22 protein-coding genes are annotated in these 22,466 nt (G+C 71.3%); 7 read left to right on the plus strand and 15 right to left on the minus strand.

What is annotated here, in order from left to right; all coding sequences use genetic code 11:
• Positions 1–12: 12 nt before the first annotated feature.
• From ACZ4E1_RS23430 to ACZ4E1_RS23440, 3 genes are all read right to left on the minus strand, one after another.
• A complete protein-coding gene (locus ACZ4E1_RS23430; protein WP_467542169.1) occupies positions 13–735 on the minus strand; it encodes a class I SAM-dependent DNA methyltransferase in 723 nt (240 codons plus the stop codon).
• Positions 736–861: 126 nt separating this feature from the next.
• Positions 862–1,533, minus strand: a complete 672-nt coding sequence (gene fomD, locus ACZ4E1_RS23435) for a cytidylyl-2-hydroxypropylphosphonate hydrolase (protein ID WP_467542171.1) — start codon at positions 1,531–1,533, stop codon at positions 862–864.
• Between the two features lie 96 nt (positions 1,534–1,629).
• Positions 1,630–3,027: a class II fumarate hydratase gene (locus tag ACZ4E1_RS23440; protein ID WP_467542173.1), complete on the minus strand. Its 1,398-nt coding sequence runs from the start codon at positions 3,025–3,027 to the stop codon at positions 1,630–1,632.
• A 138-nt stretch (positions 3,028–3,165) separates the two neighbouring features.
• On the opposite strand from ACZ4E1_RS23440, the gene ACZ4E1_RS23445 reads away from it, so the two are divergent.
• Positions 3,166–4,692, plus strand: a complete 1,527-nt coding sequence (locus tag ACZ4E1_RS23445; protein ID WP_467542174.1) for a ricin-type beta-trefoil lectin domain protein — start codon at positions 3,166–3,168, stop codon at positions 4,690–4,692.
• A gap of 84 nt (positions 4,693–4,776) precedes the next feature.
• Here the strand turns inward: ACZ4E1_RS23445 and ACZ4E1_RS23450 are convergent, their stop codons facing one another.
• Entirely contained in the window at positions 4,777–6,444 is a 1,668-nt protein-coding gene (locus ACZ4E1_RS23450) for a fumarate hydratase (protein WP_467542176.1), read from the minus strand.
• A 166-nt stretch (positions 6,445–6,610) separates the two neighbouring features.
• On the opposite strand from ACZ4E1_RS23450, the gene ACZ4E1_RS23455 reads away from it, so the two are divergent.
• Together ACZ4E1_RS23455 and ACZ4E1_RS23460 are read left to right on the plus strand one after the other, a co-directional pair.
• Positions 6,611–7,306 carry a DUF1707 SHOCT-like domain-containing protein gene (locus tag ACZ4E1_RS23455; protein WP_467542178.1) on the plus strand — a complete coding sequence of 232 codons (696 nt, stop codon included), beginning with the start codon at positions 6,611–6,613 and terminating at the stop codon, positions 7,304–7,306.
• A gap of 184 nt (positions 7,307–7,490) precedes the next feature.
• Positions 7,491–7,859, plus strand: a complete 369-nt coding sequence (locus ACZ4E1_RS23460; RefSeq protein WP_467542180.1) for a WhiB family transcriptional regulator — start codon at positions 7,491–7,493, stop codon at positions 7,857–7,859.
• Between the two features lie 119 nt (positions 7,860–7,978).
• On the opposite strand, the gene glpX is transcribed toward ACZ4E1_RS23460, so the two are convergent.
• Positions 7,979–9,013 carry a class II fructose-bisphosphatase gene (gene glpX / locus ACZ4E1_RS23465; RefSeq protein WP_467542181.1) on the minus strand — a complete coding sequence of 345 codons (1,035 nt, stop codon included), beginning with the start codon at positions 9,011–9,013 and terminating at the stop codon, positions 7,979–7,981.
• A gap of 214 nt (positions 9,014–9,227) precedes the next feature.
• Here glpX and ACZ4E1_RS23470 point away from each other — a divergent pair, with 214 nt between their 5' ends.
• The gene (locus ACZ4E1_RS23470; RefSeq protein WP_467542183.1) at positions 9,228–9,764 is read left to right on the plus strand and encodes a DUF4245 domain-containing protein; all 537 of its coding nucleotides are present in this window, start codon (positions 9,228–9,230) and stop codon (positions 9,762–9,764) included.
• Between the two features lie 111 nt (positions 9,765–9,875).
• On the opposite strand, the gene ACZ4E1_RS23475 is transcribed toward ACZ4E1_RS23470, so the two are convergent.
• The 4 genes from ACZ4E1_RS23475 to ACZ4E1_RS23490 all read right to left on the minus strand — a co-directional run bounded on the left by ACZ4E1_RS23475 (position 9,876) and on the right by ACZ4E1_RS23490 (position 14,080).
• Positions 9,876–10,466: a malonic semialdehyde reductase gene (locus ACZ4E1_RS23475; RefSeq protein WP_467542186.1), complete on the minus strand. Its 591-nt coding sequence runs from the start codon at positions 10,464–10,466 to the stop codon at positions 9,876–9,878.
• Between the two features lie 150 nt (positions 10,467–10,616).
• Complete coding sequence (locus ACZ4E1_RS23480) at positions 10,617–10,859, minus strand: exodeoxyribonuclease VII small subunit (RefSeq protein WP_467542188.1); 243 nt, start codon at positions 10,857–10,859, stop codon at positions 10,617–10,619.
• A gap of 14 nt (positions 10,860–10,873) precedes the next feature.
• Complete coding sequence (gene xseA, locus ACZ4E1_RS23485) at positions 10,874–12,133, minus strand: exodeoxyribonuclease VII large subunit (RefSeq protein ID WP_467542191.1); 1,260 nt, start codon at positions 12,131–12,133, stop codon at positions 10,874–10,876.
• Positions 12,134–12,691: 558 nt separating this feature from the next.
• The gene (locus ACZ4E1_RS23490; RefSeq protein ID WP_467542193.1) at positions 12,692–14,080 is read right to left on the minus strand and encodes an APC family permease; all 1,389 of its coding nucleotides are present in this window, start codon (positions 14,078–14,080) and stop codon (positions 12,692–12,694) included.
• Between the two features lie 126 nt (positions 14,081–14,206).
• Between ACZ4E1_RS23490 and ACZ4E1_RS23495 the strand changes: the two genes are divergently transcribed.
• Positions 14,207–15,205, plus strand: coding sequence for a 4-hydroxy-3-methylbut-2-enyl diphosphate reductase (locus ACZ4E1_RS23495; RefSeq protein WP_467542195.1), 999 nt, complete (start codon positions 14,207–14,209; stop codon positions 15,203–15,205).
• 38 nt (positions 15,206–15,243) lie between these two features.
• The gene (gene ppgK, locus ACZ4E1_RS23500; RefSeq protein ID WP_467542523.1) at positions 15,244–15,990 is read left to right on the plus strand and encodes a polyphosphate--glucose phosphotransferase; all 747 of its coding nucleotides are present in this window, start codon (positions 15,244–15,246) and stop codon (positions 15,988–15,990) included.
• Between the two features lie 12 nt (positions 15,991–16,002).
• On the opposite strand, the gene ACZ4E1_RS23505 is transcribed toward ppgK, so the two are convergent.
• Entirely contained in the window at positions 16,003–16,671 is a 669-nt protein-coding gene (locus ACZ4E1_RS23505) for a DUF6542 domain-containing protein (RefSeq protein ID WP_467542197.1), read from the minus strand.
• Between the two features lie 186 nt (positions 16,672–16,857).
• On the opposite strand from ACZ4E1_RS23505, the gene ychF reads away from it, so the two are divergent.
• Positions 16,858–17,946: a redox-regulated ATPase YchF gene (gene ychF / locus ACZ4E1_RS23510; protein ID WP_467542199.1), complete on the plus strand. Its 1,089-nt coding sequence runs from the start codon at positions 16,858–16,860 to the stop codon at positions 17,944–17,946.
• A gap of 23 nt (positions 17,947–17,969) precedes the next feature.
• Here the strand turns inward: ychF and ACZ4E1_RS23515 are convergent, their stop codons facing one another.
• The 5 genes from ACZ4E1_RS23515 to ACZ4E1_RS23535 form a co-directional block, all read right to left on the minus strand.
• Complete coding sequence (locus ACZ4E1_RS23515) at positions 17,970–18,803, minus strand: NAD(P)-binding domain-containing protein (protein ID WP_467542201.1); 834 nt, start codon at positions 18,801–18,803, stop codon at positions 17,970–17,972.
• Positions 18,800–19,462 carry a DUF6000 family protein gene (locus tag ACZ4E1_RS23520; RefSeq protein ID WP_467542203.1) on the minus strand — a complete coding sequence of 221 codons (663 nt, stop codon included), beginning with the start codon at positions 19,460–19,462 and terminating at the stop codon, positions 18,800–18,802. The genes ACZ4E1_RS23515 and ACZ4E1_RS23520 overlap by 4 nt, the downstream gene beginning before the upstream one ends.
• Before the next feature lie 93 nt (positions 19,463–19,555).
• The gene (locus tag ACZ4E1_RS23525; protein WP_467542205.1) at positions 19,556–20,818 is read right to left on the minus strand and encodes an MFS transporter; all 1,263 of its coding nucleotides are present in this window, start codon (positions 20,816–20,818) and stop codon (positions 19,556–19,558) included.
• A gap of 79 nt (positions 20,819–20,897) precedes the next feature.
• Positions 20,898–21,587 (minus strand): alpha/beta hydrolase, encoded by a 690-nt coding sequence (locus tag ACZ4E1_RS23530; protein ID WP_467542207.1) that lies wholly within the window; start codon positions 21,585–21,587, stop codon positions 20,898–20,900.
• Between the two features lie 88 nt (positions 21,588–21,675).
• Positions 21,676–22,419 (minus strand): IclR family transcriptional regulator, encoded by a 744-nt coding sequence (locus ACZ4E1_RS23535; RefSeq protein ID WP_467542209.1) that lies wholly within the window; start codon positions 22,417–22,419, stop codon positions 21,676–21,678.
• Between the last annotated feature and the right edge of the window lie 47 nt (positions 22,420–22,466).

The raw sequence follows: 22,466 nt of genomic DNA on the forward strand, positions 1-22,466 counted from the left end.
CTGCGCGCCGTGCTACTGGCCGGTGCGCCGGCAGTCGATGAACAGCTGGTGCTCGGGTGGGGCGTCGGTGCTGGCGGGAGCGTACGCGTACGTCTCCTCGCCGGTGATCTCGAAGCCCGCGTCGCGCACGGTACGGTGCAGCTCCTCCCGCAGGTACCCGGATACCCGGATGGTGGAACCCAGGAACGGGATCTCCGTGTCGTCCAGGTCCGCCTCGACCATGGACAGCGCGAGCCGCCCCTCGGGCCGCAGCAGCGAGCGCAGCAGCCGCAGGGCGCCCGGGATCTCCGCGCGCGGCAGCATCAGCAGGGTGAAGAAACACGTGACCGCGTCGAACTGCCCGAGCCCGTCGGGTCCTTCGGCGGCCAGCGTCGTCAGATCGGCCTGCCGAAACTCGGCCTCCGGCACGTGCTTGCGGGCCAGGTCCAGCATGCCCGCGGACAGGTCGACGCCGACCACCGTGTGCCCCGCGTCCACCAGTTGGCGGGCGGTGGGCACCCCGGTGCCGCAGCCCACGTCGAGCACCCGGGCCCCGGGCGGGAGGGCGGCCAGGAGCCGCTCCACCGACGCCAGTTGGCCGTCCTTGTGCGGGAACGCCTCGTCGTAGCGCGCCCCGATCGCGTCGAAGGCCGCGGCCTGGCCCGACCGGTCGGTCGCGCCGCCCGCCGCGTACCCCTCGTACGCCCCACTGTTCTGACTCACGGTCCCGCCGCCCCTCGATGACCTCGTCGACATCGTGTCAGACCTGCCGCACACGCGAAGAGTTGCGGCCGGTGCTGCTTCCTCCGCCACTTCCCGTGCTGCGCCGCGCTGTTGCGGAGGACGATCCTACGTTTACTGCCTGGGGGCGCATCAAGGGTCTCATGAGGACACGTGCGCGGGCGTACGGTCCCAGTCGCCCGGCAGGGCCGGAACCGGCCATGCGGGATCGGGCCGCCAGTCCGGCCAGCCGTCCGGGAACGGATGCCCCCACGCCTCGATCACCCGGACCGCGCGGCGCCCCGCCTCCCGTACGGAGGCGGCCTGCTCGGCGTTCATCAGCCCGACCTCGCGGGCCTGCGCGAACTCGTCCTCGTCGTGCCAGCGCCAGCTGCGGTCCGGGTACACCGACAGGTCCAGGTAGTGGTCCTCGGAGTCGACCCCGCCCGACCAGCGCGTACGGGGCTGCTCCAGGTTCACGTACCAGTTGCGGAAGGACCAGCCGCGCTCCCAGAACAGCCACACCGACCAGGGCTCGCCGGGCCGGGCCAGCTTGAGCACGCCCGTGCCCAGCCAGCGGTCGCGCAGCAGGGTGCGCGGCTTCGTGTAGCGGGTGGCCAGCGGCTCGCGGTGCAGCGGGGTGCCGTCGGCGAGTACGGGCTTGACGCACTCGGTGCCGGGCGCCAGCCACACCGCCAGCAGATCGGCCGAATCCTCGACGACCGTGACCGGACGGCAGATGTGGAAGCCGTCGCCCCCGTTGGCGCGATAGCGCCACAGAACCTGCTCACCGGGCGCCCAGCGCCCCTCGCCCGTCCGGTCGTTGTCGTTCATGGCCAGATGTTAGGGGCTCAGGCCATTACGCGCTGCGGTACGCGTCACGATCGAGTCACCGCGTCACCACCGTGAGGGACGCGGCCGGGCGCCCGGTCAGGGGCGGGTCATGCGCAGGACGTCGAGGGCCTCGTCGAGCTGCTCGACCGTCAGGTCGCCCCGCTCCACGTAGCCGCCCTCCAGCACCACCTCGCGGATCGTCTTCCGTTCGGCGAGGGACTTCTTGGCGACCTTGGCGGCCTCCTCGTAGCCGATGTACTTGTTCAGCGGCGTGACCACGGAGGGGGAGGACTCGGCGTACTCGCGGGCCCGTTCGCGGTCGGCGGTGATGCCGTCGATCGTGCGGTCGGCGAGCAGCCGGGACACGTTCGCGAGGAGCCGGATCGACTCCAGGACGTTCTTGGCGATGACCGGCAGCATCACGTTCAGCTCGAAGTTGCCGGCGGCGCCGGCCGTGGCGACCGTCGCGTCGTTGCCGATCACCTGCGCGGCGACCATCAGGGTCGCCTCGGGAATGACCGGATTCACCTTCCCCGGCATGATCGAGGAGCCCGGCTGGAGGTCGGGGAGCTGGATCTCGGCCAGGCCCGTGCGCGGACCGGACGCGGCCCAGCGCAGATCGTTGGAGATCTTCGTGAGGCCGATCGCGATGGTGCGCAGCTGCCCGCTGGTCTCGACGATGCCGTCGCGCGCGCCCTGCGCCTCGAAGTGGTCGCGGGCCTCGGTGAGGGGGAGCCCGGTGGTGCGGGCGACCTCGGCGATGACGGCGGCGGAGAACCCGGGCGGCGTGTTGATCCCGGTGCCCACGGCGGTGCCGCCCAGCGGGAGTTCGGCCAGGCGGGGGAGCGAGGCGCGCAGCCGCTCGACGCCGAAGCGGATCTGCGCCGCGTAGCCGCCGAACTCCTGGCCGAGGGTCACCGGCGTGGCGTCCATCAGATGGGTGCGGCCCGCCTTGACGACGTCGGCGAACTCGGCCGCCTTGCGCTCCAGGGCCGCGGAGAGGTGGTGGAGCGCCGGGATCAGGTCCCGGGTCACGGCGGCCGTCGCCGCGATGTGGATCGAGGAGGGGAACACGTCGTTCGACGACTGCGAGGCGTTGACGTGGTCGTTGGGGTGCACCTCGCGGCCCAGGCGCTCGGTGGCGAGGGTGGCCAGGACCTCGTTCGTGTTCATGTTGGAGGAGGTGCCCGAGCCCGTCTGGAAGACGTCGACGGGGAACTGGTCGTCCCAGCGGCCCTCGGCGACCTCGGCGGCGGCGTCCACGATGGCGCCGGCCACGTCCTTGTCGAGCACCCCGAGCTCCGCGTTGACCTTCGCCGCGGCGGCCTTGATCCGGGCGAGCGCCTCGATGTGGGCGCGCTCCAGGCGCTGCCCCGAGACGGGGAAGTTCTCCACCGCGCGCTGGGTCTGGGCCCGCCACTTGGCGTCGGCCGGCACCCGCACCTCGCCCATGGAGTCGTGCTCGATCCGGTACCCGCTGTCGTCGTTCGTCATCGCCACAAAACCTCCGAAACACCGGCGAAACCTGCCGTGCGACTCTCTAAAAGTTGAGCAGTTGTCTTGTTCTGGCTATTCCCATGGCGCCTACCCACCAGTAAATACCTCGGGTAACACCGAAGCCGGGGAGGCGTCATGCAACGCATCAGACCCAGAATCCGCTGTACGGCCGCCGCTGTCGCGGTGGCGGCGGCCGTGCTCGGGCTCGCGGCCCCCACCGCGGGCGCGGCACCGGACGCGACCGCCACAGCCACCGCGAGCACACCACTCCCGCCCGAACTCGAGCAGGTCCGCGCCGCCGAGGCCACCAAGCTCTACGGGGACCCGGCCGAACGGCCGCTCGCCGACCGCAAGACCTCGCTCGTCTCGCTCGGCGACAGCGAGATCTCCGGCGAGGGCATCGGCACCTACGAATCGCCCACCAACGGCCCCGACAACTGGTGCCACCGTTCGGCGGACTCCGCCATCCACAAGACCACCATCCCCGCCGACGTGACCTACAACGTCTCGTGCTCCGGCGCCTACTCCGGCAACATCAGGATCGGCGGCACCAAGCAGTACGCCGACGAGCTCGTCCAGAGCGACAACCTCGCCATCAAGGCCCGCAACACCAAGGTCAAGATGGTGCTGCTCGTCGCGGGCGCCAACGACGACCTCCAGTTCGGCCCCGTCATGACCGACTGCGTCGAGCGCTACCTGCTGTCCCAGGGGCCCTGCGAGTCCAAGTACGCGAGCGGCTGGCAGGCCCGCGTCGACGGCCTCGTGCCCAAGATCGAGCAGACCGTGCGCGACCTGCGCACCACGATGCAGGGCGCGGGCTACGCCGACAGCGACTACAAGCTCGTCGTCATGGGCTACCCGAGCCCGATCGGCCCCGACTTCTACGACAACCCCAGCTTCCCCGGCAAGCTCGCCTGCGGCGGCCTCGGCTACGACTCCGACACCAAGTGGGGCCGCAACGTCGCCGTCCCCGCCTTCGAGCGCGGCATGCGGAAGATCGCCCAGGACACCGGCGCCACCTACCTCGACAACTCGCGGCTCTTCCAGGGCCACGAGGTCTGCATGGAGGACACCTGGGCCCGCGGCGCGTTCATCGACCTCTCCAAGCCCGGCACCCCGGACGAGAACTCGCTGCGCCAGTCCTTCCACCCCAACGCCCGCGGCCACCTGGCCTTCGCCTCCTGCCTCACCCAGCTCTACAACTCCGGGCTGAAGGAGGCCAGTTGCGCGGACGTCAACTCCACCGGCAAGCCGACCCTGTTCCCGCTCGCCTGGGACGACGTCTACAAGCCGCTCAAGAACGGCGCCACCGGCAACTGCCTGGACGTCGACAGCTCCGTCAGCTCCAACGGCACCCGCGTCCTCGGCTGGGACTGCGCGGGCACCCGTAACCAGACCTGGTGGTACGACTCGGCCCGCCAGACCGTCATCACCGGCCTCACCCAGGACCGCTGCCTGGACACCGGCGACGACACCTACTCGGCCGGCGCCGGAATGATCATCTGGAACTGCCACGGCGGCCAGCACCAGAAGTTCGTGCGCAACGGCGACACCCTGCGGCCCGCCGCGGCCACCGGGATGTGCCTGACCCAGTCGGCCGCCAAGTCGCAGATCCGCCTGCAGAAGTGCGACGGCTCGGCGAGCCAGAAGTTCACCGCCTGACCCCACCCCCCACCGCACAGGCGGACGGCCCCGCTCACCGAGAGGTGACCGGGGCCGTCCGTGTCGTGCGCCTGCGCGCGGGGCCTACAGGCCGGGGCCGCGCACCGGGATGTGCGTGAACGTCGGCTCCGGCGCCGGGTCCTTGAAGAAGTCGTTGCCCTTGTCGTCCACGACGATGAACGCCGGGAAGTCCTCGACCTCGATCTTCCAGACGGCCTCCATGCCGTCCTCCTCGTTGTCCAGGACCTCGATCTTCTTGATGCAGTCCTGGGCGAGACGGGCGGCCGGGCCGCCGATGGAGCCGAGGTAGAAGCCGCCGTGCGTGCCGCACGCGTCCGTGACCTGCTGCGAGCGGTTGCCCTTGGCGAGCATCACCATCGAGCCGCCCGCCGCCTGGAACTGCTCCACGTAGGAGTCCATGCGGCCGGCCGTCGTCGGACCGAAGGAACCGGACGCGTAGCCCTCGGGGGTCTTCGCCGGGCCCGCGTAGTAGACCGGGTGGTCCTTCAGGTACTGCGGCATGTCCTCGCCGGCGTCGAGCCGCGCCTTGATCCGCGCGTGCGCGATGTCGCGGGCCACGACCAGCGAACCGCTCAGCGACAGGCGGGTCTTGACCGGGTACTTGGTCAGCTCGGCGCGGATCGCGTCCATCGGCTGGTTCAGGTCGATCTTCACCACGTCGGAGGACTCGTCGAGGTGCTCGTCGGTGGTCTCGGGCAGGAAGCGCGCCGGGTCCGTCTCCAGCTGCTCCAGGAAGACGCCCTCGGCGGTGATCTTCGCGACGGCCTGGCGGTCCGCCGAGCAGGACACGGCGATCGCGACCGGGCAGGACGCGCCGTGCCGCGGCAGGCGCACCACGCGCACGTCGTGGCAGAAGTACTTGCCGCCGAACTGCGCGCCGATGCCGACCTTCTGCGTGAGCTCGAAGACCTTCTCCTCCAGCTCCTTGTCCCGGAAGCCGTGGCCCAGCGCCGAGCCCTCGGCCGGGATCTCGTCCAGGTAGTGCGCCGAGGCGTACTTCGCGGTCTTCAGGGCGTACTCGGCGGACGTGCCGCCCACCACGATCGCCAGGTGGTACGGCGGGCACGCGGCCGTACCGAGCGAACGGATCTTCTCCTCCAGGAACTTCATCATGGAGGACTCGTTCAGGACGGCCTTCGTCTCCTGGTACAGGAACGACTTGTTGGCCGAGCCGCCGCCCTTCGCCATGAAGAGGAACTTGTAGGCGCCGCCGTCGGTCGCGTACAGCTCGATCTGCGCGGGCAGGTTGGAGCCGGTGTTCTTCTCCTCCCACATGGTGAGCGGAGCCATCTGCGAGTACCGCAGGTTCAGGTTCTGGTAGGCGTCGTAGATGCCCTGGGAGAGGGCCTTCTCGTCCTCGCCCTCGGTCAGCACGTTCTGGCCGCGCTTGCCCATGACGATCGCCGTACCGGTGTCCTGGCACATCGGGAGCACACCGGCCGCCGCGATGTTCGCGTTCTTCAGCAGGTCGAGCGCCACGAACTTGTCGTTGCCCGACGCCTCCGGGTCGTCCACGATCCGGCGCAGCTGCGCCAGGTGGGCCGGGCGCAGGTAGTGCTGGATGTCGTGGATCGCCTCGGTGGCGAGCTTGCGCAGCGCCTCGGGCTCGACCTTCAGGAACGTACGGCCGTCCGGCCCCTCTGCGGTGGAGACACCCTCCGCGGTGACCAGGCGGTACGGGGTGGTGTCCTCGCCCTGGGGGAGCAGATCGGTGTACGCGAACTCAGGCATCTCGCCCATTCCTCACTTGACAGACAGCAGCTGGCATCCGTTGGCAGCGCCAACCAGCGTAGAACCTGACAGCGCGGGCGAGTCTGTGAGGTAGGGCTCAGTCGCCCGCGCGTACGTGTGCGCGTACGTCTAGTCGCGATCTATCGCGTCTGTGTACGCTGCTGTCGTGGACCTTCACAAGCGCCCCCAGCCGAGCGCCCCCGCGGCGGACCCCGCCGAGCTGCGCGCCTCCGACGCCGACCGGGACCGGATCGCGGACATCCTGCGCGAGGCGCTCGCCGAGGGCCGGCTCGACGCCGACGAGCACGCCGAGCGGATCGACGGGGTCTACCAGGCGAAGACCGTCGGCGACCTGGAGCCGCTCGTACGCGACCTGCCCGGCGCCCACGCGGCCCGCCCCGACGCTGCCCGCCCGGCGCCCGGCACGCTGCCGCCCGGCGTCGCCCCGGCCGTCCCGAGCGACAACCTGGTGGCGGTCTTCAGCGCGGCCGGCCGCAAGGGCCGCTGGCGCGTGGGGCAGCGCACGCACGCGTACGCGGTGTTCGGGAACATCGAGATCGACCTCAGCGAGGCGATCTTCGAGCACCGGCAGATCTACATCAAGGCGGTCTCCGTGTTCGGCAACGTGGAGATCCGCGTCCCCGAGAACGTGACCCTCCACGGCAGCGGCGGCGGCGTCCTCGGCAACTTCGAGGTGGACACGCTGGACGCGACGGACCCCGACGCGCCCGTCGTGCACGTCGACGGCGTCGCCGTCCTCGGCAACATCGAGGCGAAGCCCAAGCGCGGCAAGATCATCAAGGATCTGCACAAGTACGTCGGCCGCAGCGTCGCCAAGCAGCTGCGCAAGCACCTCGACTGACTCAGCGGCTACGGGCTACAGGGGGGTGACGGGGGCGACGGCCCTAACTCCCGTACGCGCGCGGGAACTTCCGCGCGGCGGAACTCGATGCAACTCAGTGCATAGGCGCCGACACAGCGGGTAGAGCTTGCTGCATCGTCTCCCGCTCGCGCAAGCCGTCGTAAGCCGTCGTCAGGAGTAGACCGTGCTGCATCCGCCGCGCCAGTCCCTGCAGGTAGCCGCCGTTCCGCGCCAGCGGGTGCCAGTCAGGGACCGGGACCAGGACGAGCCCTGGCACACGGAGGCCGTGTGCCGGCGCGACGAGGCGGGCCTGTTCTTCGCACCCTCCAAGGAGCCCACCGCGGCCCGCCTGTCCCGCGAGGACGCCGCCAAGCGGGTCTGCGCCCGCTGCCCCGTGATGGTCGAGTGCCGCGAGCACGCCCTGCTCCAGCCGGAGCCGTACGGGGTGTGGGGCGGCCTCACCGCGGCGGAGCGCCGGGTCGTGCTCGCCCGGCGCAGGCGCCGCGAGGTCGAGCTGAAGAACGCGGGGCGGACTGTCGCGGCCGCCGGCTAGCGCGGCCGGACCCTCGTACCCGCACACGCACAGACGCCGGAGGGCGCCCCGTACAGCACGGGGCGCCCTCCGGCGTCGGTCAGTCTGTCCGTCTGCCTGCTGTCGGCTGCTGGGCGCGGTTACTTGGCGCGGTCGAAGTCGATCGCGCTGTACGCGCGCAGCTTGCGCAGCCGGTGCGTGGAGTCGATCTGGCGGATCGTGCCCGACTTCGAACGCATCACGAGCGAGGAGGTCGTGGCCGTCTCCGAGCCGTAGCGCACGCCGCGCAGCAGCTCGCCGTCGGTGATGCCGGTCGCGACGAAGAACACGTTCTCGCCCGAGACCAGGTCGTTCGTCGACAGGACGCGGTCCAGGTCGTGCCCGGCGTCCAGCGCCTTCTGCCGCTCCGCGTCGTCCTTGGGCCACAGCTTGCCCTGGATGACACCGCCCAGGCACTTGATCGCGCACGCCGAGATGATGCCCTCGGGGGTGCCGCCGACGCCGAGCAGCATGTCGACACCGGTGTCCTCGCGCACGGCGAGGATCGAGCCGGCGACGTCGCCGTCCGAGATCAGCTTGATGCGGGCGCCGGTCTCCCGGATCTCCTTGATGATGCCCTCGTGGCGCGGCCGGTCGAGGATGACGACCGTGACGTCCTCGGGGGCCTTGTTCTTCGCCTTGGCGACCCGGCGGATGTTCACCGACGCCGGGGCGTTGATGTCCACGTAGTCGGCGGCCTCGGGGCCGGTCACCAGCTTGTCCATGTAGAACACGGCCGACGGGTCGAACATGGTGCCGCGGTCGGCGGCGGCCAGCACGGCGATCGCGTTCGGCATGCCCTTCGCGCACAGCGTCGTGCCGTCGATCGGGTCCACGGCGATGTCGCACTCGGCGCCGGTGCCGTCGCCGACCCGCTCGCCGTTGAACAGCATCGGGGCCTCGTCCTTCTCGCCCTCACCGATGACGACGACGCCGTTCATCGACACGGTCGAGACGAGGGTCCGCATGGCGCGCACGGCCGCGCCGTCCGCCCCGTTCTTGTCACCACGGCCCACCCACCGGCCGGCGGCCATGGCCGCGGCCTCGGTGACCCGGACGAGCTCCAGGGCGAGGTTGCGGTCGGGGGCCTCGGAGGGGACCTCGAGTTCGGACGGAAGCTGGTGATGCTCGGTCATCGAGACGCACCTTTCTGTTCCGGCGTTTTTGGCGTTCACCGGGATACGACGACGGCCGGATGAGGGTTGATGGCCCCGACTCTATCGCCAGTCCGACAATCTGAGCAGACCGCCCCACGGATGAGCGGATCCGTTCATGTCAGAATGCGCCGTTCCGCACCCCCTGCCGGACCTCCTGACAGAGATCGTTCGGCGACCTGCGACGATGGGGCACGTGGCAGGAAGAAATGGCAAGAAGACGGTCGGCAGCCTGGTCCTCTCGCTCGGCGTCTGCGTCGTCGCGGCCGGCACCGCCTATGTGTTCATCCCGCACGACGACTCCAAGGAGCCGCCGGTCAAGCGCGTGGACTACCAGGTGGAGCTGCTGACGGCACGCCGTGCGGCCTCGTACCCGGTCGCCGCGCCCACCGGCCTCACCAAGGAGTGGAAGGCCACCTCGGTGCGCTACGACGGCGCGGCCAACGAGGCCTGGCATCTCGGCTTCCTCGACCCGAAGGGCCAGTACGTGGCCGTCGAGCAGTCGACCGACAAGCCGTCCCGGTTCATCGACGACGCCAGCCAGGGCGCCGAGGAGACCTCGCGCACCCAGCGGATCGGCGACGAGACCTGGCAGCGCTACAAGGGCGCGAAGTACGACGCCCTCGTCCTGAAGGGCAAGGGATCGACCACGGTCGTCACCGGCACCGCCGGCTTCGGTCAGCTGACGAAGATGGCCGAATCGCTGGAGCTGAAGCAGGACAAGAGCGCCTGACGCTCTGCCGCTTCTCCGCGGCTTCTCTGCTGCGCGTACGCGCGAAGGCGCCCCCGGAGTGATCCGGGGGCGCCTTCGTCGTTGCTGCCGGCGTTCAGCCGTGGGTCAGGCTCAGACCGTGGTGACGACCTGGTCGAACTCGAGACGCGGGGAGCGCGGGAACCAGGCGTCCTCGCCCGGCTTGCCGATGTTGACGACCATCAGCGGGGTGTGGTCGTCGTCCAGGAACTCCTTCTGGACGCCGGCGAAGTCCAGGCCGGTCATCGGGCCCGCGGCCAGGCCGGCGGCGCGCACGCCGATGATGAAGTACGCGGCCTGCAGCGCGGCGTTCAGCGTGGCGGAACCCTCGCGGACCGGGCGCTCCGAGAAGAAGGCGTCCTTGGCGGCGGGGAAGTGCGGGAAGAGCTGCGGCAGCTCCTCGTGGAACTCGTTGTCCGCGGAGAGGATCGCGACCAGCGGGGCGGCGGCGGTCTTCGGCTGGTTGCCCTCGGCCATGTGCTGCACCAGGCGCTCGCGGGCCTCGGGGGAGCGGACCAGCGTGACGCGCAGCGGCGACTGGTTGAACGCGGTCGGGCCGTACTTGACGAGGTCGTAGATCGCCTGGACCTGCTCGTCGGTCACCGGCTCGTCGGTGAACGTGTTCGCGGTGCGGGCCTCGCGGAAGAGGAGGTCCTGGGCGGCGGCGTCAAGAACGAGAGACATGATCAACCTTCTGGTGCGACGAGGGTGGTTGTGGTGATCCGCTTCCGGATCACCCGCTGCACACCACAGTACGACCATGAGGTTCAACTTTCAACAAAACTGGGTGTGGCGCTGTTCACACCCCTGCGCCGCAGGTCACAGCCGTTGCGGTCACTCCTCCGGCTGGTCCGAGACCTCCTCGGCCGCCTCCTCCTCGGCGAGCGCCGCGTCGAGCCGGGCCCGCGCCCCGTCCAGCCACCGCCGGCACACCTTCGCCAGCTCCTCGCCCCGCTCCCACAGCGCGAGCGACTCCTCCAGGGACGTGCCGCCGGCCTCCAGGCGCCGTACGACCTCGATCAGTTCGTCCCGCGCCTGCTCGTAGCCGAGCGCCTCGTCGGCCGCCTTCGTCGTCATGCTGATGTCCGTCCTCACGCTTCGTTCTCGATGGGGTCGTCGTCGTGCCCGGGGCCCGGTCCCGTGTGCTCGGTGACGCGTACGGTGAACTCGCCCTCGGCCACCCGGGCCCGCAGCTCGGCGCCGGGCGCCGCCTCCGCCGGGGCCCGCACCACGTGCCCGTCCGGCCGCTGCAGCACCGCGTACCCGCGCTTCAGCGTCGCCGCGGGGGAGAGCGCGACCACGCGCGCGTGCGTGTGCGTCAGCTCGGACTCCGCCCGGTCGAGCAGATGGCCGAGCGTACGGCGGGCCCGCTGGGTCAGCGCCGCGACCTGCTCCTCCCGCTCGTCGACCATCCGGTGCGGATCCTCTATCGAAGGCCGGGCCAGCGCGGCGGCGAGCCCCCGCTCCTCCCGGTCCAGATACGCCTCCACGCTGCGCCGCGCCCGGTCCCGCAGCCAGCGCACCCGCTCGTACTCCTCGCCCACGTCCGGCACGACCTTCTTCGCCGCGTCCGTCGGCGTCGACGCGCGCAGGTCCGCGACGAGGTCCAGCAGCGGGCTGTCCGGCTCGTGGCCGATCGCCGACACCACCGGCGTACGGCAGTCCGCCACCGCCCGCACCAGCTGCTCGTCCGAGAACGGCAGCAGATCCTCCACGCTGCCGCCGCCGCGCGCCACGACGATCACGTCCACGGCGTCCATGGCGTCCAGCTCCTTGACCGCCTGCACGACCTGCGGCACCGCGTGCACGCCCTGCACCGGCACGTTGCGCACCTCGAAGCGGACGGCGGGCCAGCGGTGCCGCGCGTTCTCCAGCACGTCGCGCTCCGCCGCCGAGGCGCGGCCGCACACCAGGCCGATCAGCTGCGGCAGGAACGGCAGCGGCCTCTTGCGGTCCGCCGCGAACAGGCCCTCCGCGGCCAGCGACTTCTTCAGCTGCTCCAGACGGGCCAGGAGCTCGCCCACGCCGACCGGGCGGATCTCCGCCGCGCGCAGCGACAGCTGACCGCGCGGCGCGTACCACTCCGGCTTCGCGTGCAGGACGACCCGCGAGCCCTCCCGGACCACGTCCGCGACGGCGTCGAACACCTGGCGGTAGCAGGTCACGGACACGGAGATGTCGTGCGACGGGTCGCGCAGCGTCAGGAACACGACGCCGGCGCCGGGTCTGCGGGACAACTGGGTGATCTGGCCCTCCACCCAGATCGCGCCGAGCCGGTCGATCCACCCGCCGATGAGCCGGGAGACCTGGCCCACGGGGAGCGGGGCGTCGGGGGACGTGTGGGCAGCCATGCGCCGAGCGTAATCGCCTCCGCTGACAACGGGGGCACGCGCGGGCCCCGGCCCACTCATCGCCGTAGCTCCGCCGGTCTCGTCGCCGAGTGCGGCCCGGCGGGGGCTGGTCGCGCAGTTCCCCGCGCCCCTGAAGCGTGCGCTGCGCGCAGCTTCCCCACCTGTGGGGCACCGCGGCGATCGACCAAATCAAGCCCCTCCGGCGATTGAGGAGCGGGGGCTGGGGCGGAGCCCCGGGGGGTGCGCATGGGTTCGGGCCCGCTTCGGCGCCGTAGCTCCGCCGGTCTCGTCGCCGAGTGCTGCCCGGCGGGGGCTGGTCGCGCAGTTCCCCGCGCCCCTGAAGGCATGCGCTGCGCGCAGCCTTCCCGGCGCCCGCCTCGGCGGCGGTCGTGGCTTCTCGCGCCCGCGCGGCGGAGCCGCAGATCGGTACAGCCCCGCGCCCCTGAAGCGTGCGCTGCGCGCAGCTTCGCAAATCAAGCCCCTCCGGCGATTGAGGAGCGGGGGCTGGGGCGGAGCCCCGGGGGGTGGGTTGGGTGCCGGGGCGCAGTGGGGGCGGCCTCAGTTTTGGTCCGGTTCCATGATGCCGCGGCGGGACTGGACGCCGAGTACGACAAGGCCCACCGCCAACCAGATCGCTCCGACCACCTGCGCCGTGCCGGACGCCTCCACGATGACCGCCACCGTGATCGCCGCCCCGATCGCCGGGATCAGCAGATGCCGCCACCAGCTGACCCCGTCCCCCCGGTGCCGTACGACGAAGTAGCCCACCACGCTCGCGTGCAGCAGCGTGAAAGCGGTCAGGGCGCCGATGTCGACCACCGAGACCAAGTGGTCGAGGCCGTCGTCGCGCCGGGCCGCCCACCCCGCCGCCGCCAGCGTGATCACCGCCGCCACCAGGATCGCGAACCGCGGCACCCCCGACTCCGTCCGGGAGAGGAACCGCGGTAGCCGCCGGTCCCGCGCCATCGCGAACAACAGCCGCCCCGCCGCCGCCTGCCCCGCCAGCGCCGCGAACGCCGCCCCGATCGCCTTGCTCACCGCCACCAGATCGTGCAGCCAGCCCCCCACCGACGCGTCGACCGCGTCGTAGAACGCCGACCCCTGCTTCGCCGGCTCCGCCGCGAGCTGCGACGACGTCGTGGGTTCGAGCAGCGCCACCAGGTACGTCTGCGCCACGAACAGCACACCCGTGAACGCCAGACAGAACAGCACCGCCCGCGCCACCTTCGCCGAGCCCCCGGTCACCTCCTCCGCGAACGTCGCGATCGCGTCGAAGCCCAGATAGGACAGGACCGCCACCGACACCGCCCCGATCACCGCCGACAGCGCGAACGCCCCCTGCGACCCGTCACCCGTCAGCGGCGACAGCCAGTCCCGTTGCGTCCCGTCCCGCGCGAGCACCACGATCGCCGACACCATGAACACCAGCAGCACCACGATCTCCATGGCGAGCACCAGGAACCCGACCCGCGCCGCCGCCCGCACCCCCCACAGATTCAGCAGCGTCGTGATCACCACCGCGAGCGCCGTCCACACCCACCGCGACACCGACGGCACCAGCGCGTTCATCGCGATCCCCGAGAACAGGTACGCCACCGCCGGGATCAGCACGTAGTCGAGCATCGCCATCCACCCCGCGACGAACCCGGGCCCCCGCCCGAGCCCCACGCGCGCGTAGGCGAACACCGAGCCCGCCTGCGGCACCACCCGCACCATCTGCGCGTAACTGAACGCCGTGAACGCCATCGCGACCGTCGCCACCACGTACACCAGCGCCACCGCGCCGTGCGACTTCGCGTCCAGGGTGCCGAAGACGCCGACCGGCGCCATCGGGGCGATGAACAGCAGCCCGTACACGACGAGATCCCGGAAGCCGAGATCGCGGCGCAGCCTGCCGTCCGGTACGTCGGGGGCCTCGGGGACGCCGGGCCCTGCTGATGCGGACATCGTGCCTCCGTGGATCGAACGCCGACGAAACCGGGATGAAGCGCGCCGAACGCGCATCACGCCGACACCAGTCTTCCCCAGACGGGCGATCTCTGGCCTGCTGGGCTCGGCCTTACGATGGGGGACATGACTGCTACGACTGGCCCCCGCCGCGTCCTGCTCGCCGCCCCCCGGGGCTACTGCGCCGGTGTGGACCGTGCCGTGATCGCCGTCGAGAAGGCCCTGGAGCAGTACGGGGCCCCGATCTACGTCCGCCACGAGATCGTGCACAACAAGTACGTGGTGCAGACGCTGGAGCGGAAGGGCGCCATCTTCGTCGAGCAGACGGACGAGGTCCCCGAGGGCGCCATCGTCATGTTCTCCGCGCACGGCGTCGCCCCGACCGTCCACGAAGAGGCCGCCCGCGGCAAGCTCGTCACCATCGACGCGACCTGCCCGCTCGTCACCAAGGTCCACAAGGAAGCGATCCGCTACGCCGACGAGGACTTCGACATCCTCCTCATCGGCCACGAGGGTCACGAGGAGGTCATCGGCACCTCGGGCGAGGCCCCTGACCACATCACCCTCGTGGACGGCCCCGCCGACGTCGAGAAGGTCGAGGTCCGCGACCCGAACAAGGTCGTCTGGCTCTCCCAGACCACGCTCTCCGTCGACGAGACGATGGAGACCGTCGACGCCCTGAAGACCAAGTTCCCCGGCCTCGTCTCGCCCCCGAGCGACGACATCTGCTACGCCACGCAGAACCGCCAGCTCGCCGTGAAGCAGATGGGCGCGGACTCCGAGCTGGTCATCGTCGTCGGCTCGCGCAACTCCTCGAACTCGGTGCGGCTCGTCGAGGTCGCCAAGCTGGCCGGCGCGCAGGAGGCGTACCTGGTCGACTTCGCGAGCGAGATCGACGAGGCCTGGCTGGAGGGCGTCACCACGGTCGGCGTCACCTCCGGCGCCTCCGTGCCCGACGTGCTCGTCGAAGAGGTCCTGGAGTGGCTCTCCCAGCGCGGCTACGCGGACGTGGAGATCGTCAAGGCGGCCGAGGAGTCCATCACCTTCTCGCTGCCCAAGGAGCTCCGCCGCGACCTGCGCGCCGAGGCCGCCGCCCTCGTCGAAGGCGCCTCCGCCGAGAAGTGACCTCGCGCGACGCGTCGTAGCGTGGTCCCATGCATCCCATGCAGATCTTCGGCGTGGACATCGGCGGATCGGGCATCAAGGGCGCACCGGTCGACCTGGAGCAGGGCGAACTCGCGACGGAACGGTTCAAGGTGCTGACCCCGCACCCGGCCACGCCCGACGGCGTGGCCGACGGGGTCCGGCAGGTCGTCGAGCACTTCGACGGCCCCTGCGACCGGGTCGGCATCACCTTCCCCGGCGTCGTCACCGGCGGCGCCACCGTCCGTACGGCGGCCAACGTCGACAAGAGCTGGATCGACGTCGACGCCCGCGCCCTGCTCAGCGACAAGCTCGGCGGCCTCCCCGTCACGATCCTGAACGACGCGGACGCGGCGGGCGTCGCCGAGATGCAGTTCGGCGCGGGCCGTGGCCGCAAGGGCACCGTCCTGCTGCTCACCTTCGGCACCGGCATCGGCAGCGCCCTGTTCGTCGACGGCGTCCTCGTCCCGAACACCGAGCTCGGCCACCTGGAGCTGAACGGCCACGACGCCGAGAAGCACGCCTCCACCAAGGCCAAGGAGGATCACGACCTGAGCTGGGAGCACTGGGCCAGGCGCGTCCAGAAGTACCTGGCGCACGTCGAGATGCTGTTCTCGCCCGAGCTGTTCATCATCGGCGGCGGCGTCAGCCGCAAGGCCCACAAGTTCCTGCCGCTGATCGAGGGCATCAAGGCCGAGATCGTCCCGGCGGAGCTGCAGAACAACGCGGGGATCGTGGGCGCGGCCATGACCGCGTCCCGGGCCTGAGACCGGCCGGGCTCAGGCGGTGCGGCGCCGGGGCTTGGGCGCCTGCGCCTGCCCCGGCTGGGAGGGGCGCCGCCCGGCGGCGGCCGCCCGGCGCTGCGCCTCCCGGTGTGCGTTCAGCCGCGCCCGGCGCACCAGCACGACGACCCCGGCGACGAGCGTGCCCGCGTAGAGCCATCCGGCGTTCAGCGCGAGCGTCGTCACGACGCCCATCACCTGCGCCCCGAACCCGTGCCCGCCCTGCGCGATCGGCACGACCCCGACGGCGAACGCGATCGGCGCGGCGATGGGCCCCGCCACCAGGTCCGCCTTCCGGACCCAGCCCGCGGTCAGCCCGCTGACCAGCAGGAACGTCACGCCATACAACGCCTTCGAGCTGCCGAACAGCAGCGAGTCCAGGAGCCCGAGCGCCAGCATCGAGCCCACACAGAACAGACCGCTGCCCAGGCCGGTGAGCCGAGGGTTCGGGAACCGGCGCAGGGCCAGGAGCACCGGCGGCACCGGCCTGGTGCGGCCCGCCCCCGCCCGGTAGACGGTGGCCGACTCCGGAGCGGGACCGGCCGGATCGGCCGGCCGGCCGGGACCGGCGGGCCGCGCGCCACCGCGTCCGGCCCGCGCCTGCGGCGGCAGCGGGGTCGTCCGGCGGGGCCGGGATTGCGGGGTACGCGTCCTGGGTTGCTCCACAGGCCCAACATAGGTCGGCTTATGTGCGGAATACGCCATAGGACACGCGCTTTGGCCGACCTTGACCGTCAGTGGTCGCCTGTTCGACGCATCACCGGGCGGTGCGCCGCCAGGCCGTAGACTGGTGGATCGCCCAGCCAAAACATCCAAGGCCATCAGCGCCCACCACGTACGGGAAGTCGCAACGTGTCGCTCACGATCGGAATCGTCGGTCTGCCGAATGTCGGCAAGTCGACCCTGTTCAACGCCCTGACCAAGAACGACGTGCTCGCGGCCAACTACCCGTTCGCCACGATCGAGCCGAACGTCGGCGTGGTCGGCGTCCCGGACGTCCGCCTGACCCAGCTGGCGGAGATCTTCGGCTCCCAGAAGATCCTCCCGGCCACGGTCGACTTCGTCGACATCGCCGGCATCGTGCGCGGCGCCTCCGAGGGTGAGGGCCTGGGCAACAAGTTCCTGGCGAACATCCGCGAGTCGGACGCCATCTGCCAGGTCATCCGCGCCTTCAAGGACGAGAACGTCGTGCACGTCGACGGCAAGGTCTCGCCCAAGGACGACATCGAGACGATCAACACGGAGCTGATCCTCGCGGACCTCCAGACGATCGAGAAGGTCCTTCCGCGCCTCCAGAAGGAGTCGCGCATCAAGAAGGACGTCGTCCCGAAGGTCGCGGCCGTCGAGGCGGCCAAGGAGATCCTGGAGAAGGGCGACACCCTCTTCTCCGCCGGCATCGTCCAGGGCTCGGGCAAGGAGGAGCTCCTGCACGACCTCCACCTCCTCACCACCAAGCCCTTCCTCTACGTCTTCAACGTCGACGAGGACGAGCTGACCGACGACGCCTTCAAGGACGAGCAGCGCGCGCTGGTCGCCCCGGCCGAGGCGATCTTCCTGAACGCCAAGCTGGAGCAGGACCTCGCCGAGCTCGACGAGGAGGACGCCATGGAGCTCCTCCAGTCCGTAGGCGCCGAGGAGCCCGGCCTCGCCACCCTCGCCCGCGTCGGCTTCGACACCCTCGGCCTCCAGACCTACCTGACGGCCGGCCCCAAGGAATCCCGCGCCTGGACCATCAAGAAGGGCGCCACGGCCCCCGAGGCGGCCGGCGTCATCCACACGGACTTCCAGAAGGGCTTCATCAAGGCCGAGGTCATCTCCTTCGCCGACCTGGTCGAGACCGGCTCGGTCGCCGAGGCCCGCGCGGCCGGCAAGGCCCGCATGGAGGGCAAGGAGTATGTGATGCAGGACGGCGACGTGGTGGAGTTCCGCTTCAACGTCTGATCAGCGGTCGTCACCGTACGCACTCACACCGGGCCCGGCTCCTCTTCGGAGCCGGGTCCGGTGCGTTCCGGGGGCGCGGCGGGGGCCTGGCGCAGGTCCGCGAGGAGGCCGTCCAGTGCGCCGGTCAGGGCGGTGGTGTTCTCCCGGTCGAACCACGTGGTGCGGATGCGTTCGTTGTTGCCCTTCGGGGTCTCGTGGTCGGCGGCGAGGTCCCGCAGGGAACGGGTCTCGTCGCCCAGGGTGCGGCCCACGTTCCGGAAGAGGCCCCGGACGTAGCGCTCCGCGTCGTCGGCGGGGATGCCGTGTCCGGTGGCCCAGGAGGCGATCGCCGTGAGGTACGCGTAGTGGGCGGTCAGCGTCCCGGTCAGCGCGGAGAAGACGTCGAAGGCCGCCTCGTCCGCGACCGGCAGCGCGCCGCCGAGCTGCTCGAAGAGGGCGTCGACGGCCGGGTGCGCGGGGTACGTCACGGTGACGGCGCGCCGTTCCCGTACGGCCGGCAGCGGGATGGCGCGCACCAGCGGGGCGTCGGTGGCGAGCAGGGCGCGCAGCTCGTCGTTCGGGACCCCGGCCATCACGTTGACGACCACCTTCGTGGCGTCCACCCGCAGGCCCGCCAGCGCCTCGTGCCGGTCCTGGCGGCGTACGGCGATCATCACCGACTCGGCGCTGTCCACGACCTGTTGGTTGTCGGCGCAGACGTGGACGTCCTCGTACCGGTCGGCGAGCGCGGCGGCGGTGCGGGCGCCCCGCGGTGAGAGGAACACCGCCGGCGCCGGTCCGCCCCCGCCGCACAGCCCCTCCACGAGGGCCCGGCCGATCTCGCCCACGCCGATGATCCCGATGCGTCGAGCCGTCACAGTGGTGGTCTCCCTGTCGTCTCAGGTGTCTTCGTCCGGCCGTCGTAGAACGCGCACCGCAGGCCCATGAGGCGCCCCTGTTCCTCCGGGGTGTACGCGGGATGGTCGCGCAGGTGTGCCAGGGCGTCGACCCACTGTTTCCAGAGGCCGCCGTCCGGCTTCGTGAAGCGGGTGGCGTGGTGCGTGCCGAGGAGGGTGTCGAGGTGGACCAGGGCGCCGAGGGCCGCCGGCTGGTCGTAGCGGAGGTCGGTGCGGGGGAGGTAGCGGTCCAGGTACGCGGTGAGGATCTCGGCGTCGGCGGCCGTGCCGAAGCGGGCCAGGGCGAAGCAGTAGGCGCTGCCGGAGAAGCAGAAGTCGCTGGCCAGGAGGAGCTCGCCGAGCTGCTCGCGGAACGATGTCCGGCGGCCGACCCCGATCAGGCAGGCCGCCGTGACCCGTGAGCGCCACTCGAATCCGAGCAGTGCCGCCAGCTCGGCGTCGGTCACCGCGGCGGCGTCCTCGGCCATCCGCCGCGCGAACACCTCGGCGTGCGACCACTCGGGCCACAGGATCCGCCCGCTCCTCAGATCGAAGTACCTGGCCCGCCCCGTGTCTTTCGGCGTCACGTAGCGCTCGATGACATGGCCGAAGCCGATCTCGCGAGGGTGCTGAGCCGGCATGGGGCACCTCTCCGGATGCGGGGGCAGGGGCGGGGGCGGCGGACCCGCGCATTCTCGCCGAACCGCCGCCCCCGGTGCCAGGTATTTCGTGGGCTACGCCTCAGGCGCCGGCTCCGGCTTCGACGGGACCGTCAGGAGGGCCAGGAGGGCTATGACCGCCGCGGCGGCGAAGGCGTAGAAGCCCCAGGGGTAGGCGATGCCCGCGGTGAGGAGGGCGCCGCCGAGGAACGGGCCCGCGATCGCGCCGAAGCGGCCCACTCCGGCGGACATGCCGAGGGCCGTGCCGCGGATGCGGGCCGGGTAGAGCTGGCTCACGAACGCGTAGACCAGGACCTGCGCGCTGAACACGAAGACTCCGGCGGCCAGGACCGCGCCGTAGACCAGCACGGTGTTCTCCATCCGGATGGAGAGGAGCGCCAGCATCAGCGCGGCGACGCCGAACCACGCCAGGACGGTCGGCTTCGTGCCCCGGGCGTCCGAGATCCGGCCGGCGAGCACGAGGCCGATCACCGCGCCCACGTTCAGGGTGAGGAGCAGGCCGAGTCCGGCGTCGAGGGAGTAGCCGGCCGCGCCCATGATGGTCGGCAGCCACGTGTTCAGGCCGTAGACGAGGAGCAGGCCGCAGAACGAGGCCGCCCACAGGCCCAGGCTGACCCACAGCAGGCGGCCCCGGACGACCTCGGAGGGGCGGACCCGCTCCGCCGCGACGGTTTCCGTGTACGTCCGCGACTCCGGCAGCTTCGCCCACATCACCGGCACCGTCAGCAGCCCGGCGATGCCGCCGATCACGAACATCGAACGCCAGCCCAGATGCGGTATCAGATAGAGAGCCAGCAGCGCGGTGAGCACGGCGCCCGCGTGATAGCCCGTCATCATCCGCGTCATCGCGGTGCCCGAGCGGCCCGCGGGGGCGTGCTCGCTCATGAAGGCAAGGGCCGTCGGCAGACAGGCGCCCAGGCCGAGGCCCGCGAGGAAGCGCAGGGCGATGAAGAGCGTCGAGTTCGGCGCGGCGGCCATCGCCAGGGTCAGTACGGAGAACAGGGCGATGCTGCCGACCAGCGTCGTACGGCGGCCGAAGCGGTCGGCCAGCGGGCCTACGGCCACGGCGCCGATGCCGACCCCGACCAGGCCGATCGTGGCGGCCGAGGTCGCCGACGCCTCGGTGAACCCGAGCGCGTGGGTGCGGACCAGGGTCGGGATGACCGCGCCGAGCACGACGAGGTCGTAGCCCTCCAGGGCGACGGCCAGCCAGCAGAGCAGGACCGGCCAGAGGCTTCGGGCGTCGGCCGTGGGGACGGTTGACGATGAGGACCGCGATGGGGATGACGAGGATGACGAGGTCACGGGAGCGGGCACAGGGGTCTCCAGCAGTTGAGCGGACTGTGGGACTGGGGAGGGGAGGGGAGAGGCGGTGGGTGTGAGGGGGCGTCAGGTGTCAGGCGGCTGCGGTGAGTTCCGTGAGGTGATCGGCCAGCCGCGCGGGATCCGCGAGGAACGGGGAGTGGCCCGTCGGCATGCGCAGGACCGTCGACGCGGACGCCGACATCGCCTCCTGCGCGAAGGGCGGGATGGCGGCGTCCCGTTCGCACAGGACGTACCCGCTGGGGATCGTGGTCCAGCCCGCCCCCGTCAGCGGCTGCTCGAAGGAGTCCAGGGACTGGAGGCCCAGGTGGGCCGTCGTGTCCGACGTGACGTCGGCCGGGCAGTCCTCGAAGAAGACGGCGACCGGGTCCTTCACGTCGACGGTGCGGGTCTCGTGGTCGATCACCCACCACGGGGGCGGGGTGCCGCCGACGGCCTGGAGCACGGACACGCCCTCGGGGAGCATGAACGCGGCCACGTAGATCAGCCGGTCCACGTTCTCCAGCCGCGCGGACGCCTCCGTGATCACCATCCCGCCGTACGAGTGGCCGACCAGCGTGACCGGGCCGTCGATCGCGCCGACCGCCTCCCGGACCACCGCCGCGTCCGCGCGCAGGTCGCCGAGAGCCTGGCCGGGGGCGCCGCTGCTGGGGAGGTCGACCGTGTGGACGGTGAAGCCCCGCTCGGTGAGGTGGGGGATGAGCAGGTCCCAGTCCCGGGCGCCGTGCCAGGCGCCGTGGACCAGCATCAGGTGTCGAGTCATGGACCGATTTAAGGCCTGCGTGTGCTGTGACCGGCACCACAGCTTCCGTCCAGCGGAAGGCCGCGCCGACTTTCTTCCGAGGGGCTGATCAGAGGCGCCGGCCGATCGACTGCGCGGCGACCCGCAGCGCCCCGTACAGCCGCTGCTCGCTCCCCTTGAGCGAGGCCACCACCACCCCGAGCGCCGCGACCACCTCCTCGTCGCGCCGGATCGGCACCGCGAGGGAGCAGGCCCCGAGGCTCATCTCCTCGTTCGTGACGGCGTAGCCCCGGTCGAGGACCTGGCGCAGCTGACGGCGCAGCACCCCCGGCTGGACGATCGTGTGGCGGGTGATCGGGGCGAGTCGGCTCAGCACCGTGTTCTGGACCTCGGCCGGCGCGTACGCGAGGAGGACCTTGCCCACCCCCGTGGCGTACAGCGGCAGATGGGAGCCGACCTTGCTCACGACCGGCACCGACCGGTTCCCGCGCAGCCGGTCGAGGTAGACCACGTCCGTGCCCTCGCGGACCGCCAGATGCACCGTCGCCAGGGTCGCCCCGTACAGGTCGTGCAGAAACGGCTCGGCGACCTGGCGCAGCCCCGTCTCCGCCGACGAGAGATGGCCGATGTCCCACATGCGGCGGCCGATGACGTACTCGCCGGAGGACCGTCGCTCCAGCGCGCCCCACTGGACGAGCTCGGCCACCAGACGGTGCGTCGTGGCCAGCGGCAGGTCCGCGCGGGCCGCGAGGTCGCTGAGCGACAGCGACCGGTGCTTCTCGTCGAAAGCGCCCAGGATCGACAGCGCGCGGCCCGTCACGCTGGCGCCCGGCTGCCGGCTGTTCCCTGCCATGCCTCGACCTGCCTCGTCGTGTCCTGCCCCGACGTGCCTTGCCCCGT

The organism is Streptomyces sp. NPDC025806 (assembly GCF_055558275.1).

Bases quoted from the DNA above. Each gene is read 5' to 3' on its own strand.
- ACZ4E1_RS23475 (WP_467542186.1), bottom strand. From the start codon at position 10,466: ATGTCTCTCGTTCTTGACGCCGCCGCCCAGGACCTCCTCTTCCGCGAG.
- xseA (WP_467542191.1), bottom strand. From the start codon at position 12,133: ATGGCTGCCCACACGTCCCCCGACGCCCCGCTCCCCGTGGGCCAGGTC.
- ppgK (WP_467542523.1), top strand. From the start codon at position 15,244: ATGCAGATCTTCGGCGTGGACATCGGCGGATCGGGCATCAAGGGCGCA.
- ACZ4E1_RS23480 (WP_467542188.1), bottom strand. From the start codon at position 10,859: ATGACGACGAAGGCGGCCGACGAGGCGCTCGGCTACGAGCAGGCGCGG.
- ACZ4E1_RS23495 (WP_467542195.1), top strand. From the start codon at position 14,207: ATGACTGCTACGACTGGCCCCCGCCGCGTCCTGCTCGCCGCCCCCCGG.
- ACZ4E1_RS23440 (WP_467542173.1), bottom strand. From the start codon at position 3,027: ATGACGAACGACGACAGCGGGTACCGGATCGAGCACGACTCCATGGGC.
- glpX (WP_467542181.1), bottom strand. From the start codon at position 9,013: ATGACCGAGCATCACCAGCTTCCGTCCGAACTCGAGGTCCCCTCCGAG.
- ACZ4E1_RS23535 (WP_467542209.1), bottom strand. From the start codon at position 22,419: ATGGCAGGGAACAGCCGGCAGCCGGGCGCCAGCGTGACGGGCCGCGCG.
- fomD (WP_467542171.1), bottom strand. From the start codon at position 1,533: ATGAACGACAACGACCGGACGGGCGAGGGGCGCTGGGCGCCCGGTGAG.
- ACZ4E1_RS23520 (WP_467542203.1), bottom strand. From the start codon at position 19,462: ATGCCGGCTCAGCACCCTCGCGAGATCGGCTTCGGCCATGTCATCGAG.
- ACZ4E1_RS23490 (WP_467542193.1), bottom strand. From the start codon at position 14,080: ATGTCCGCATCAGCAGGGCCCGGCGTCCCCGAGGCCCCCGACGTACCG.
- ACZ4E1_RS23430 (WP_467542169.1), bottom strand. From the start codon at position 735: ATGTCGACGAGGTCATCGAGGGGCGGCGGGACCGTGAGTCAGAACAGT.
- ACZ4E1_RS23530 (WP_467542207.1), bottom strand. From the start codon at position 21,587: ATGACTCGACACCTGATGCTGGTCCACGGCGCCTGGCACGGCGCCCGG.
- ACZ4E1_RS23445 (WP_467542174.1), top strand. From the start codon at position 3,166: ATGCAACGCATCAGACCCAGAATCCGCTGTACGGCCGCCGCTGTCGCG.
- ACZ4E1_RS23450 (WP_467542176.1), bottom strand. From the start codon at position 6,444: ATGCCTGAGTTCGCGTACACCGATCTGCTCCCCCAGGGCGAGGACACC.